At 44.1% G+C, this 14636-nt stretch carries 13 protein-coding genes and 1 pseudogene; 11 read left to right on the plus strand and 3 right to left on the minus strand.

Annotation, left to right across the window (positions count from 1 at the left end):
* Nucleotides 1-126 precede the first annotated feature (126 nt).
* On the minus strand, nucleotides 127-1251 hold the full coding sequence (gene carA, locus B0187_RS03880) for a glutamine-hydrolyzing carbamoyl-phosphate synthase small subunit (RefSeq protein ID WP_078236545.1): 1125 nt from the start codon (nucleotides 1249-1251) through the stop codon (nucleotides 127-129).
* 522 nt (nucleotides 1252-1773) lie between these two features.
* On the opposite strand from carA, the gene rbsD reads away from it, so the two are divergent.
* From rbsD to rplI, 11 genes and pseudogenes are all read left to right on the plus strand, one after another.
* A complete protein-coding gene (gene rbsD, locus B0187_RS03885) occupies nucleotides 1774-2193 on the plus strand; it encodes a D-ribose pyranase (protein WP_078236546.1) in 420 nt (139 codons plus the stop codon).
* Between the two features lie 21 nt (nucleotides 2194-2214).
* Nucleotides 2215-3693 carry a ribose ABC transporter ATP-binding protein RbsA gene (gene rbsA / locus B0187_RS03890; RefSeq protein ID WP_078236547.1) on the plus strand — a complete coding sequence of 493 codons (1479 nt, stop codon included), beginning with the start codon at nucleotides 2215-2217 and terminating at the stop codon, nucleotides 3691-3693.
* A 389-nt stretch (nucleotides 3694-4082) separates the two neighbouring features.
* Complete coding sequence (rbsC, locus tag B0187_RS03895; RefSeq protein ID WP_078236548.1) at nucleotides 4083-5030, plus strand: ribose ABC transporter permease; 948 nt, start codon at nucleotides 4083-4085, stop codon at nucleotides 5028-5030.
* Between the two features lie 23 nt (nucleotides 5031-5053).
* Nucleotides 5054-5923, plus strand: coding sequence for a ribose ABC transporter substrate-binding protein RbsB (gene rbsB / locus B0187_RS03900; protein ID WP_078236549.1), 870 nt, complete (start codon nucleotides 5054-5056; stop codon nucleotides 5921-5923).
* Nucleotides 5924-6297: 374 nt separating this feature from the next.
* Nucleotides 6298-7236, plus strand: a complete 939-nt coding sequence (rbsK, locus tag B0187_RS03905) for a ribokinase (RefSeq protein WP_078236550.1) — start codon at nucleotides 6298-6300, stop codon at nucleotides 7234-7236.
* Nucleotides 7237-7737: 501 nt separating this feature from the next.
* Entirely contained in the window at nucleotides 7738-8376 is a 639-nt protein-coding gene (locus tag B0187_RS03910) for a hypothetical protein (protein ID WP_078236551.1), read from the plus strand.
* A 168-nt stretch (nucleotides 8377-8544) separates the two neighbouring features.
* A complete protein-coding gene (locus tag B0187_RS03915) occupies nucleotides 8545-10362 on the plus strand; it encodes an ATP-dependent nuclease (RefSeq protein WP_078236552.1) in 1818 nt (605 codons plus the stop codon).
* Nucleotides 10363-10993: 631 nt separating this feature from the next.
* Nucleotides 10994-11365 carry a 30S ribosomal protein S6 gene (gene rpsF, locus B0187_RS03920; protein WP_078236553.1) on the plus strand — a complete coding sequence of 124 codons (372 nt, stop codon included), beginning with the start codon at nucleotides 10994-10996 and terminating at the stop codon, nucleotides 11363-11365.
* Nucleotides 11334-11715: pseudogene (gene priB, locus B0187_RS03925) on the plus strand (primosomal replication protein N). Before rpsF ends, priB begins: the two are co-directional and overlap by 32 nt.
* On the plus strand, nucleotides 11690-11917 hold the full coding sequence (gene rpsR, locus B0187_RS03930) for a 30S ribosomal protein S18 (protein ID WP_005598105.1): 228 nt from the start codon (nucleotides 11690-11692) through the stop codon (nucleotides 11915-11917). The pseudogene priB and the gene rpsR overlap by 26 nt, the downstream one beginning before the upstream one ends.
* A 15-nt stretch (nucleotides 11918-11932) precedes the next feature.
* Nucleotides 11933-12382, plus strand: coding sequence for a 50S ribosomal protein L9 (gene rplI, locus B0187_RS03935; protein ID WP_078236554.1), 450 nt, complete (start codon nucleotides 11933-11935; stop codon nucleotides 12380-12382).
* Nucleotides 12383-12470: 88 nt separating this feature from the next.
* Here the strand turns inward: rplI and serA are convergent, their stop codons facing one another.
* The gene (serA, locus tag B0187_RS03940) at nucleotides 12471-13703 is read right to left on the minus strand and encodes a phosphoglycerate dehydrogenase (RefSeq protein ID WP_078236555.1); all 1233 of its coding nucleotides are present in this window, start codon (nucleotides 13701-13703) and stop codon (nucleotides 12471-12473) included.
* Between the two features lie 114 nt (nucleotides 13704-13817).
* Complete coding sequence (gene rpiA, locus B0187_RS03945; RefSeq protein WP_078236556.1) at nucleotides 13818-14477, minus strand: ribose-5-phosphate isomerase RpiA; 660 nt, start codon at nucleotides 14475-14477, stop codon at nucleotides 13818-13820.
* Between the last annotated feature and the right edge of the window lie 159 nt (nucleotides 14478-14636).

A 14636-nucleotide genomic window follows, 5' to 3' on the forward strand; every position in this document is an offset into this window, starting at 1 on the left:
TTGTATTTGTTTTGCCCCCTACGACTTCGCTTCGCTCAGCCACTTCCCCCGCAAGCGGGGGCAGATTGATCTTCCCCCCGTTTACGGGGGAAGTACCGCCGTAGGCGGGGTAGGGGGCAGAAAAATTTAGTTTTTCGCCTTTTTCAACTCATCAATAAACTTGTCGAACAAATACGCCACGTCATTCGGGCCGGGGCTGGCTTCGGGGTGGCCTTGGAACGAGAAAGCGGATTGGGTGGTGAGTTCAATCCCTTGCACCGAGTTGTCAAATAGCGAGCGGTGGGTTACTACCACATTTTCTGGCAAGCTCGCTTCGTCCACTTCAAAGCCGTGGTTTTGGCTGGTGATTAACACTTTTTGGGTGTTGAGATCTTGCACAGGGTGGTTCGCCCCGTGGTGTCCGAACGTCATTTTGCGAGTTTTGCCACCCACCGCCAAGCCGAGTAGCTGATGCCCTAAACAGATGCCGAAAATCGGTTTTTTGGTGGCGAGTAGGGTTTGAATTGCCGAAATCGCATAATCGCACGGCTCTGGGTCGCCCGGTCCGTTTGACAGGAAAATGCCGTCTGGGTTGAGTGCTAACACCTGTTCAGCGGTGGTTTTAGCTGGCACAACGGTAATTTTACAACCACGATCGGCAAGCATCCGCAAGATATTGCGTTTCACCCCGAAATCATAGGCGACCACGTGGAATTGTGGGGCGGTTTGTGGCACGTAGCCCTTGCCGAGTTGCCATTCGCCTTCCGTCCATTGGTAGGCTTGCTCGCAGGTAACTTGTTGAGCTAAATCTTGCCCTGCCATTGAGCCGAAACTTTTTGCCAATTCCAACGCTTTCGCTTCGTCCGTGCCAACATAAATACAGCCCGCCATTGCCCCTTTATCACGCAAAATCCGTGTGAGGCGGCGGGTGTCGAGGTCGGCAATCGCCACCACTTTGTTTTTGACTAAATAATCAGAAAGGGAAGAATTAGCACGGAAATTGCTATGCAATAACGGCAAATCACGAATAATCAAGCCAGCCGCATAAACTTTGGCGGATTCGCTGTCTTCTTCGTTCGTTCCCGTGTTGCCGATATGCGGATAGGTAAGGGTTACCATCTGGTTGGTGTAAGAGGGATCGGTCAGGATTTCTTGATAGCCCGTCATTGCGGTGTTGAACACCACTTCACCAATGCTATGACCTTGATAACCAATGGATTTTCCGTGAAACACTGAACCGTCAGCGAGGACGAGAATTGCAGGTTCAAACATTCTTCTTTACTCCTAAAAATTTTGTTGCGTTGCGTTATTAGTGCAAAAATATGCAGTTATTTTGCATAATTATTCTATTTTAAGCAAGTGCAAGGGGTGGGATTTTTGCGAATTTTGTGAAATTTCTAAAAATCTACCCGCTTGTAGATCTACTTTTCTTTGCTAAGCAAAAGAACAATTATCCGAACATTTTGCTTTATTTGGCTTGTTTCTAATTTCTACGGTCGATTTGTAAACTCTCTTGCTTTGCGAGCTAAATATAGTATAAATCGTTCATAAAATTAACGAAACCTCTCAACGAAAAATGAAGGTGAAAATAAATCCTCACTATCTCAAAAAACGATAATATTTTGTGAGATCGCTCACAAAATCAAAAAAATCCTGTTGTTTTTTCGGCAGGATTTTTTTATTGTGAAGCTATCGAAACGTTTCGATAGAAATTTACTCTCGCCCACTTGTGGGAGAGAGACAGATTTTAGCTTCGTTCAGAAGCTAAAATCAGAGAGAGGGGAAACAAATAAAATGAAAAAAACCAACCTACTTAATGCGGAACTTTCACGTTTGATTGCAACAATGGGGCATACGGATGGGCTGACGATTTGTGATGCGGGTTTGCCGATTGGGCGTTCGCAGCCTTGTGTTGATCTTGCCTTAACCAAAGGCGTGCCGAGTTTTTTGGCGACCCTTGACGTGGTGTTGAGCGAGCTGTTTGTGGAAAAAATTTTGCTGGCGGAAGAAATTAAGCAACATAATCCGCAGATTGAACAGCAACTGCTTGATTTAATTGAGAAAACTGCTCAATCCCAAGGGAAGCCTATTGCGGTGGAATATGTCAGCCACGAGCTATTTAAACAGCGAAATCAAGCTGTCAAAGGCGTGGTGCGGACGGGCGAATGTTCGCCTTATGCGAATGTGATCCTCTATTCGGGCGTGCCGTTTTAATTTCATTCCACGAGGTCAAAAATGAAAACCTTGTTAAAAATCAATGGGATAGATAAAGCCTTCCCTGGTGTGCAAGCCCTCAAAAATGCCTGCTTGAATGTGTACGCAGGGCGTGTGATGGCGTTAATGGGCGAAAATGGGGCGGGCAAATCGACCTTGATGAAAATCCTCACGGGCATTTATCAGCGAGATGCTGGCACGATTGAATATCTGGGGCAAGCGGTCAGTTTCGCTAATCCGAAAGCCTCGCAACAGGCTGGGTTGAGCATTATTCATCAGGAACTCAACATTTTGGGTAATTTATCGGTGGCGGAAAATCTGTTCCTCGGGCGAGAATTTACCCACCCGTGGGGTGGGATTGATTGGGGTAAAATGTACGCTGAATCCGACCGCTTGTTGGCACGCTTGGGCGTAAAACGGTCGAGCAAAACCCCTGCCAATCAGCTTTCGTTGGGCGAATTGCAAATGGTCGAAATCGCTCGGGCGTTGAGCTTTGAATCGCAAGTGATCATTATGGACGAACCAACCGATGCCCTGACCGACACCGAAACGGAAGCCCTGTTTGCGGTGATTCGCGAGCTGAAAGCCGAGGGGCGTGGGATTGTCTATATTTCGCACCGCTTGCAGGAAATTTTTCAGATCTGCGATGATGTAACCGTGTTGCGAGACGGGCAGTTTATCGGCGAGCGAGCGGTGGCGGATCTCAATCAAGATGAGCTGATTGAAATGATGGTCGGGCGGAAATTGGAAGATCAATATCCGCATATTGAGGTGCCGTTAGGGGCGGAACGTTTGCGAGTAGAAAATCTGTCGGGCAGCGGTGTGCAAAATGTCAGTTTCCGCCTGCATAGTGGTGAAATTTTAGGCGTATCGGGCTTAATGGGGGCAGGTCGCACCGAACTGATGAAAGTGATTTACGGGGCATTGCCTCATTATTCGGGCGAGATCTACCTCGATCAGCAAAAAATTGAGATCCATTCCGCTCAGCAAGGTCTGGCGAATGGGATCGTCTATATTTCCGAAGATCGTAAGGGCGATGGGCTGATTTTGGGAATGTCGGTTAAGCAAAATATGTCGCTGACCGCCCTGCCCTATTTGTCGCAATGGGGCAAAATCGATCAACGCAAAGAGCAGATGATCGTGCAAGATTTTATCGATCTGTTCAACATCAAAACCCCTTCGGCGGATAAGCGGATCGGCGAATTATCAGGCGGTAATCAACAAAAAGTGGCGATCGCCAAAGGCTTGCTCACGCGTCCGAAAGTGCTGATTTTAGACGAGCCAACCCGTGGCGTGGATGTGGGGGCGAAAAAAGAGATCTACCAGCTGATCAACAAATTCAAAGCGGACGGATTGAGCATTATTTTAGTGTCGAGCGATATGCCCGAAGTGCTGGGAATGTCGGATCGGATTTTGGTAATGCGAGAGGGCAAAATCTCCGCTGAATTCAACCGCTTGCAAGCCACGCAGGAAAAATTATTGGCGGCGGCGATTAAATAAATGACACCCTCTCCCTGATTTTTCTTCTGCACGAAGAAAAATCTGTCCCTCTCCCATAAATGGGCGAGGGTTTATAAGACATTTTGTGGATAAAAACTCTCTCACGTTCACGGGAGAGAGACAGCGAAAAAATTGCGTTAGGCAATTTTTCGCAGAGAGAGGGCGACAAGCGGTAAGATTTCCGTAAATTTTTTGTAATGTACACCCCTCTTTGAAAAAGAGGGGCTGGGGGAGATTTTAGCGATCTGAAATCTCGTTTGAGCGTAATTTGAGCTGACAAATCTCCCCTGTTTTAATCTCTTTTAGCCCCTCTTTACTAAAGAGGGGAACGGATCGAGCAAAGGTAAGATCCCAACAATTTTTAAAATATCTTTCAATAGGATAAAAATATGAACCTCAAAAAATTCCTGATCGAACAACGCTCAATCATTGCCCTTGTGGTGTTGATTGGGGTGGTTTCGACCCTTAATCCCAACTTTTTTACGAGCGATAATTTGCTCAACATTCTGCGTCAAACGTCCGTGAATGCGATTATTGCGATTGGTATGACTTTCGTGATTTTGATTGCGGGGATCGATCTTTCGGTCGGGTCGGTGCTTGCCCTGACGGGGGCGGTGGCGGCGACTTTGATTGGCTTGGATTTTTCGATCTACTTGGTCGTGCCTGCGGTGCTGATGTTTGGGGCGTTGATCGGTACGCTCAACGGGGCGTTGGTTGCGTTCGGCAAGGTGCAAGCCTTTATGGCAACGCTGATTACAATGTTGCTGTTGCGAGGCGTAACGATGATTTATATGCAAGGTCGCCCGATTAGCACAGGCTTTTCCGATAATGCAGATGCATTTTCAGCAATCGGCACGGGTGAATGGCTGGGCGTGCCGATCCCCGTTTGGCTGATGTTTGCCCTGTTCGGCTTAGGCTGGTTTGTGCTAACCCAAACTCGCATTGGTCGCTATATTTACGCCCTCGGCGGTAACGAAGCTGCGACCGCTCTCTCTGGCATTAACGTCAATAAAATCAAACTGTTTGTATTTGCGGTCAGCGGTGTGTTGGCGGCGTTGGCTGGCTTAATTGTTACCGCTCGACTTGGCTCAGCTCAACCCACCGCAGGCTCTGGCTATGAACTAGACGCCATCGCCGCCGTGGTGGTGGGCGGCACGAGCTTAATGGGCGGAAAAGGGCGGATTTTCGGCACCCTGATCGGGGCGTTGATCATCGGCTTTTTAAGCAATGCCCTCAACTTGCTCGACATCGATTCCTACTATCAACTGGTTGCCAAAGCCTTGGTGATTTTAGCCGCCGTGATTTTGGATAACTTGATTGGTCGTAAAACTGCGTAACTCAACCCAAAAGGAGATTTCCTATGAAAAAATTAACTTCCCTCGTTGTCGCATTAGGCTTATTCAGCGGTTCTGCCTTGGCACAAGAAACCATCGCATTAGCGGTTTCCACCCTTGATAATCCGTTTTTCGTTACCCTTAAAGAGGGGGCGGAGAAAAAAGCGAAAGATTTAGGCTATCAACTGGTGGTGTTGGATTCGCAAAACGATCCTGCCAAAGAGTTGGCAAATGTGGAAGATTTAACCGTGCGTGGGGCGAAAGTGTTGCTGATCAACCCAACGGATTCCGATGCGGTCGGCAATGCGGTGGCGATTGCGAATAAGAAAAAAATCCCTGTGATTACCCTTGACCGTGGGGCGAATAAGGGCGAAGTGGTGAGCCATATCGCGTCCGACAATGTGGCTGGCGGTAAAATGGCAGGCGATTTCATTGCAGAAAAAGTCGGCAAAAATGCCAAAGTGATTCAACTTGAAGGGATCGCCGGCACGTCCGCCGCCCGTGAGCGTGGCGAAGGCTTCAAACAAGCGGTGGAAAGCAACCAATTCCAACTGCTCGCCAGCCAACCTGCGGATTTTGACCGCACCAAAGGCTTGAACGTAATGGAAAACTTACTCGCCAGCCACGGCTCAGTCCAAGCCGTCTTTGCCCAAAATGACGAAATGGCATTAGGGGCGTTGCGTGCGATTAAAGCCGCTGGCAAATCAATGCTCGTGGTCGGCTTTGACGGCACAGACGATGCGGTGAAAGCGGTCAAAAGTGGCAAACTCGCCGCCACCATCGCCCAACAACCTGAAAAAATCGGCGAACTCGGCGTAGAAACTGCGGATAAATTGCTTAAAGGCGAAAAAGTCGAAAGCAAAATTCCTGTGCCGTTGAAGGTGGTTACGGAATAAGTTGCGGTGAGCAAGCGGTGGGATTTTGTGAAATTCCGCAAAATCCTACCCCTTGCAATGCCTCGCATGGTAAGCCGTACGAGGTTATGGATTGGTCAGGGACGTTGTCCCTGTTGATCCCCCGTCATTTTGTGTTGAGTGGTTTCGTCAATTTCAAGAGCGATTTGTACTGTTTGAGCCAGCTTGCTGGCGAGTTTACAAATCGCTCGTAGAAATTAGAAACAAGCGAAACAAAGCAAAATGCTCGGGGTCGCCTTTCTTTTGCTACTTTTCTTTGGCGAAGCAAAGAAAAGTAGATCTACAAGCGGTAAGATTTTGCCAAATTCCACCAAAACCTACCGCTTTCCATTCAACCAATCAAATAAGGAACAACAATGAAAACCCTCTGCATTCTCGGTAGTATCAATGTCGATCACGTGATTCGTGTGCCTTATTTTCCCCAAGCGGGCGAGACTTTGACAGGCTCGGGCTATCAAATCGCTTATGGTGGCAAGGGGGCAAATCAGGCGGTGGCGGCGGCTCGAATGGGAGCGAAGGTCGCCTTTATTGGGGCGGTTGGCGATGATGACATCGGGCGAGAAATGGTATCCGCCTTTGCCAAAGACGGCATTGATACCACCGCAATCAGCACCATTCACAACCAAAATACAGGGCTAGCAATGATTCAAGTGGCGGATTCGGGCGAAAATAGCATTGTGATTTCCGCAGGGGCGAATGGCGATTTAAGCCCTGCATTGGTCGAGCAACATCGTGCCGTGATTGAGCAAGCGGATACCTTGCTAATGCAGTTGGAAAGCCCGTTAGAAAGCATTTTAGCCGCCGCCAAAATCGCGAAGCAAGCCAACACAAAAGTGGTGCTAAACCCTGCCCCAGCAAGGGCGTTGCCTGATGAATTGCTGTCTCAACTGGATATGATTACCCCCAACGAAACCGAAGCGGAAATTTTGACAGGGGTAAAAATTACCGACGATCAGACCGCTTGCAAAGCGGCAGGGGTCTTTCATCAAAAAGGGATCGAAACGGTATTGATCACCCTCGGCTCAAAAGGCGTTTATTTAAGTCAGCTAACCCAACAAAGCCAACAGGGGCAAGGCGAAATCATCAAGGGCTTCAAGGTACAAGCGATCGATACCACAGGGGCTGGCGACACCTTTAACGGGGCATTTTTAACCGCCTTATTAGAGAGCAAAACCGCCCCCGAAGCCTCTCGCCTCGCCCACGCCGCCGCTGCCATTTCCGTAACCCGAAAAGGGGCTCAAAGTGCGATTCCGTATCGACAGGAAGTGGAGGAGTTTTTGGCACAACACGATTGATCTTAGCAAGGGGTAGGATTTCTAAAAATTTCGTAAAATCCTACCCCTTGCAACGCTCTAAAATCCTGCTAAATAACCAATCAACGCTTGAACAAAGCGGAGTTATTTGATGAGCGTAATGCTGTTGCAAACCGAAATATCGCTCGCGTTCAAATTACCTTTAAGTATTCCCAAACACATTCCAATACCGAATTTGCTTGATTTTTCAATCTCATCAGGATTTGCACCGCTTGACTTATTACTACCAATGAAGGCTAATAGTGGCTGTATTAGTGCAGTAAATGTACAAATCATTGATTGTAATCGTCATTAGCAATCTCTCGATATTATCCGTCATAAGATTCTCAAGGTAGCTAAAAATGTTGGTTGAGTCTGTTTTAGGCTACCAAACACCACCAAAATCCAAAATTATTCACTTTAAGAATAAATTTTATTGCAAAATAAAATAATTTAAGTATAATGTTATCATCTTTACGACTAACCCACTTTAAGGAGATTATTATGTCCACTAGTTTTATCGATAACCGCACAGAAGCTTACAACCAACGCAACCAAGACAAAATCACATTGAGTTTACGTCTATCGGTTAAAGATGATTTAATCTTGCAAGAACTGGCTGATACTTGGGAAACCACGCGTCAAGATATTATCAATGATTTGATTCAAGAGTACATCATTAAGGAATGGAACGAGAAGCGTTCGGCGGATAGAGTCGCCAATGATGAGTTTGATAATTCTTCTACGACAAACTATTTTTTGCTTAATACAAATAAAGCCAATGATATTGCTGACCACGACTTTATGATTAAACAAAAAGTAGCGGCTGCATTTGAAGACGGCTATAAAGAGAAAATCTGCCGTATAAAAAAAGGAGACTATGTCTTTTTATATGCTTCAGGACAAGGAATTGTTGCTTATGGTCAGGCAGCAAGTGAAGAAGTAGAAAAAATGCATCACTATGGCGTTGAAAATAAAACCTTTTTTAAAAAGCTCGATAATTTTACAGATTTAAGTGAACAGCCAATTAAAGCCAGACAGGTAAAATCAGTGTTGGGGCGTTCTTTTCCATTTGCTCAAACCTTAGCCCAAATTATTGATGGGGATAAATTACTTAAATTTGTTCAAGAGAATGTGGTTTAGATATAAAACACTAGCCGTATTTTATCGAATTTAAAAAGATTTTTACCTAGCACAATATATGCTACAACAACTTATTGCTACCCAAACCTGATTTTAGGGAACGGGATTGGATAGTGGATGTGTCGTTGCATAGTTATTTAACTTTTTAAGTACTTAAGGAATAAAATTATGGAATTTCTATTATCTATTACAGCTAATATCAATAGTCATGAAGGTAACTTTACTCAAGACCTTGAATTAAGATCTCCACTAACATTTATTGTTGGTCCAAATGGATCAGGTAAAACACATTTGCTAAAAGGTTTAAAAAATAGTTTTCAGCAATATACCACGAAAAAAGTTCGGTTTATTTCTGCAGGTCGCCTAGGTCCAATGGAGCAATATCGATCAAAATCTAGTACATTCTATTATGGTTCTGAGACCCCTGATGACGCTCAACATGGAGATAAAGGTTTTTCAAAAAATAGACATAATATTGAATCTATTAATGGAGATTTGCATACATTATCAGCTCGCCCAGATATTTTGATTAAGGTAAGAGAGCGTTTACAAAAACTATTTAAACGAAATATCCATATTGAGTGGGATGCTGGCAATTTGAAAGTTTCATTTACCAGATTAGGAAATGGTAACTCATATTACTCATCGGGACGTGAAGCGTCTGGTTTACTACATCTTGTTGGGCTTTTATCTGCCTTATATGATGATGAAGTGGGGGTTTTACTTATTGATGAACCAGAGGTTTCATTGCACCCGCAATTACAAGCATTTTTGCTTAAAGAAATTTCACGAGTAGCAGGTATTCCTAATGAAAATAATTATCAAAAAATAATTATAATGGCGACACATTCAACAGAAATGATCAAACTCTCAAAAGCTGATGATTTATTATCTTTTATTTTCTGTAATAATTTAAAAGAAAAACCTATTCAAATTCCTAATAATGCTGGTGAATTAAAAAGTGAAAAAATAAAAAGTCTTGTTGCTCGATTGGGGCAAGAGCATAAATTGGCTTTATTTTCTAGAACACCGCTCTTAGTGGAAGGTCCTTCAGATGTGATTATCTGTAATTCACTTTCAGATAAATTGTATTTAAATCTTGAAGCAGCAGGATCACAGATACTACCAATTAATGGTAAAGAAGCGATGCCAGAAACGGTAAAACTATTTAGATTGATGGGTAAAACGCCAACAGTATTAGTTGATGCTGATGTTTTTGCTGATAATTTAAATTTGGTTCGTGCTTATTTTAATAACAAAAAAATACTGAATGACGCGGATAATTTAGCAAGCATAGGAGGTCATTCAAGTATCTTAGATCTTGCAGAGAATATTTATAATGACTTTTGTTCATTAATTCAGACCAACTGGGAAGATATTGCAAATGTAGCCCAAAATCATCCGTATTTTTCTTTAACTGAAGATGACTTATTAAAGAAAAAGCGTTCAGCATTATGCACAGTATTTAGTGAGCAAAACCTACCTGACAGTTGGGCCAAGTTAAAAAACAGGCTTTGTGCATTACTTGATATTTTTGAAAAGTTAGGATTATTTATTCTAAAAAAAGGAGCTATCGAGTCCTACTATCATGATAACAATGAAATTACAGATAAAGTAGACGATGCTGTTGCTGAAAGTGAATATATTTCATCAACAGATAATCTTGAAAGTTCATACCAAGATATTTTAAACTGCTTGAAATATGCTTCAAATAGTGAAGTTATTGATGAATCAAGAGCAATTAGAGATGAGCTTTTATCTTTTATTGCTCCGATTCATGCTCATTATGCAGAAGGAGAAACTAATTTAGACGGATTAGGTCGCCCATCTTTGATTTTTAGTGAACGCATTGATGAAAACGAAAAATTGGAAATATCTCTAAACAGTAAAGTATTAGATGTTAAAGGGTTTCCAATTATTTTGAATAAAAATGATGACCTGTTAAAAAAGGTTAATAGCCACTTAGGACTTGATCAAGCTAAATAAAGTTTTAGCTAGAATTTTTTGTTTAAACACAGGAAAGTACCGTTTGAAACCAATTTTCAGGCGGTACTAATTTTCCTCAATTCTTTCATTATCAGCCTTCCAATCCACCATATATTCGCAATCTTGTACAATTTCAACAAATAGCAAAATTTTCAAAAATCACACCGCTTGTCTTACAACAAGCAGTGTGATTGTGGGATTATTTTACTCGGTGATGTGGTAAAAATTTGTCCATTGGGTTCAAGCATCAGTAAGTGTTCTAGCGTAAATCTTTATCTGTGGCGTTGGTTTCTTCATAGAATTCATCTACATCATTAACAGCACAGGTTTGGCAAAATAACTACGCTGCGGTTAACTTTTAAGCAATGTTAGCAGTTGTTGAAAGCATTGGCGAGTTCAGCATGGTTAAGCGACCGCTTCTAAAATATGCGGTCTTAGCACAATGGCAAGGGTTAGGATTAACGAAAACTTGTGAATTCCCCTTTGTTCACTCCAAAATAATCCACTTTCTGCTTGAAATTTAGCAGATAGACGGTATAATCCACGCCCTCAACCACATTCTGTTTTTTAATCCTTGCTTCCAAAGCTGGTGGTTGGCATTTTGGGGGCTATTAACCCGTAAGGATCGATAATGCGTCACTACGAAATCGTTTTTATGGTTCACCCGGACCAAAGCGAACAAGTACCTGGTATGATTGAGCGTTATACCGCTTCTGTAAAAGAAGCAGGCGGTCAAGTTCATCGCTTAGAAGATTGGGGTCGTAAGCAATTAGCTTATCCAATCAACAAACTTCACAAAGCACACTATGTGTTAATGAATGTAGAAGCACCTCAAAGTGTAATCGACGAGCTAGAAACTAACTTCCGTTATAACGATGCAGTTCTTCGCAACTTAATCGTTCACACTAAAAGTGCCGTAACCGAAGCTTCACCAATGGTGAAAGCGAAAGAAAGCAAAGCTGTTGAAGCTGTTGCAGACGTTACAGAAGAAGCAGGCGAATAATTCGCCGATTGATAATTGTTTAACGCTGGCAGGCACAGTCGCCTCAACGCTTAAACAGAGCCAAAGCCCGTTCGGCATTGCAAATTTGAGCTTTTGGTTAGAACATCGTTCCAGCCGTTATGAAGCCAATTTAGAGCGTCAAGCGTGGTGCAAAATCCAAGTGGTTTTGAATGGCAATCAATTTAGTTATATAGCCCAACAAATCCAACTCGGTGCGAAAGTGAAAGTCAGTGGTTTTATCCACACTCACAAAGACTACAATGGTACAAACCAATTAGTTTTACACACCGAACAGATTGAATTTATAGATTAGGAGAAAGCCAAATGGCACGTTATTTCCGTCGTCGTAAGTTCTGCCGTTTTACTGCGGAAAATGTTGTTGAGATCGATTACAAAGATATCGCTACATTAAAGAACTACATTTCTGAAAGCGGCAAGATTGTTCCTAGCCGTATTACTGGTACTCGTGCGAAGTATCAACGTCAATTAGCTCGTGCAATCAAACGCGCTCGCTACCTTGCGTTACTTCCATATACTGATAACCACCAATAATCAGGAGAGAGTACAATGCAAGTTATTTTATTAGACAAAGTTGCTCACTTAGGTTCTGTGGGCGATCAAGTAACCGTTAAATCAGGTTTTGCTCGTAACTACTTAATCCCACAAGGTAAAGCAGTGATGGCAACCGCAGCAAACATTGCTCACTTTGAAGCACGCCGTGCAGAATTAGAAGCAAAAGCAGCCGCAGCATTATCAGCCGCACAAGCTCGTGCAGCAAAAATCGCTGAAATCGCAGCCGTTTCTGTTTCTGCAACCGCAGGTGATGACGGTCGTTTATTCGGCTCAATCTCTGCAAAAGACATCGCAGATGCATTAACCGCAGCAGGTGTTGAAGTAGCAAAATCAGAAGTTCGTTTAGGCGAAGGTCCACTTCGTACCACTGGCGAACACGCTGTGAAAGTTCACTTACACGCAGAAGTGAATGCAGTAGTAACTGTAAACGTAGTTGCTGAATAATCTGAAATAGATAAAAGAAAAACCTAGCTGAAAGGCTAGGTTTTTTTGTTAGGCATATCCATAATGTTATGACTAATGAATATCAGTTTTAAAGCAACACCCTCGTTTTGATCGTGCCGTCAATTTGTTTTAAGCGTTGTAATAACTCGCTGGTGTCGTCCGTTTCCACATCGATCACTACATAACCGATAGTTGGGTCGGTTTGTAGGTATTGGGCGGCGATGTTGATGTTATCGTTTACAAACACTTGGTTGATTTGGTTCAAAATGCCCGGTTTGTTGTGGTGAATGTGCAACAGGCGTTTTGTGCCAGAGTGGCTTGGCAAGGAAACTTCTGGGAAATTGACCGCCGAGAGGGTCGAGCCGTTGTCAGAGTATTTGACGAATTTATTCGCTACTTCCGTGCCGATATTCGCTTGGGCTTCAAAGGTTGAGCCGCCTATGTGTGGGGTTAAAATCACGTTGTCGAATTGGCAAAGCGGCGATTCAAACGGATCGCTAATCGAGGCTGGCTCAACAGGGAACACATCCAACGCTGCCCCACGCAATTTACACGCTTGCAAGCGGTCGGTTAAGGCGTCTAAATCCACCACTGTGCCGCGTGCCGCATTGATTAGCACCGCATCATCTTTTAACTTGGCGATTTTTTCTGCATTCATCAAATTTTTGGTCGAGGCATTTTCAGGGACGTGCAACGACACTGCATCGCTGATCGCCAATAATTCATCAAGGCTTGCCACCTGTTGAGCGTTGCCGAGCGGTAATTTATTTTCGATGTCGTAGAAGTAAACCCGCATACCAATCGCTTCGGCGAGAACGCTCAACTGCGAGCCGATATGCCCGTAGCCGATAATGCCGAGATTTTTGCCCCGCACTTCGTTCGAGCCTGTCGCCGATTTGTTCCACACGCCACGATGCACTTCGGCGTTGGCGGTCGGCACTTGACGCATTAACAAAATGATTTCGCCCAGCACCAATTCTGCTACCGAGCGAGTGTTTGAAAACGGGGCGTTAAACACGGGAATCCCACGTTTTTTCGCCGCATCCAAATCCACTTGGTTAGTGCCGATACAAAAACAGCCCACAGCAATCAGCTTTTGGGCTTGTTCAAGGACTTGTTCGGTCAAGAAAGTGCGAGAGCGAATCCCGACAAAATGCGCATCTTTAATCGCCTCGATCAGCTCATCGCCGTCTAAGGCTTTTTTGTGATACTCAATGTTGGTGTAGCCCGCTTGTTTCAGCACGTCCACCGCATTCTGATGAACGCCTTCGAGCAAGAGGAATTTGATTTTGGATTTATCCAAAGAAACTTTTGCGGTCATAGTGTTTTCCTGTTGTGTTTGATATATGAATTTTTATATGGGACGCCAGCGTGGCGTCCCTACAATTTTTCACAGACAGCTCGTAGGGACACGATGCTCGTGTCCCAATGCTTGCTATTCAATAATCTTCGCCCCCTCAGGCGTGCCGACAATGGTTACATTCGCATAGCGTTGGGCAAAAATGCCGTTCGTTACCACCCCAGCGATATTGTTTAAAGTCTGTTCCATTTTAAGGGGTTCGAGAATTTGGAAATTATGCACATCTAAAATCACATTGCTGTTATCGGTAACCACACCCTCACGGTATTCAGGCGAGCCACCAAGTGCCACCAACTGACGAGCCACATAAGAGCGAGCCATTGGGATCACTTCAACAGGCAACGGGAACGTTGAGCCTAACACATCTACTTGCTTTGTGCTATCCACAATGCAAATAAATTTTTTGGCGAGGGAACTCACAATTTTCTCACGGGTTAATGCCGCCCCGCCGCCCTTAATCATATAGCCTTGCGGCGTGATTTCGTCCGCCCCGTCAATATAGACATCAAGGCTAGAAACCTCATTGGCATTAAACACCTCAATCCCCAACGCACGCAGGCGTTCTTCCGAGGCTTTTGAAGCGGCAACCGCCCCCTTGATTTGATCCGCCATTGTGCCGAGTGCCTCAATAAAGCAGTTCACCGTTGAGCCACTGCCCACCCCCACAATCGTATCGGGTTGCACATATTTCAACGCAGCCTCTGCCGCCATTTTTTTCATTGTAAGCTGATCCATTTCGGTTTCCTTTTTAAGTGATGTAAGCGGTGGGATTGTAGCAAATTTTCCTCATAAGCGGTTAGAACTCCCACAAAAATCATTTATTTTCTATTTTTTACCTATTGTTGAATAAAAATTCGTCAATTGACTCATTATTGCTTGCTTTTTTTTTTTTTT

The organism is Haemophilus paracuniculus (assembly GCF_002015115.1).
GTDB lineage: Bacteria > Pseudomonadota > Gammaproteobacteria > Enterobacterales > Pasteurellaceae > Haemophilus_E > Haemophilus_E paracuniculus.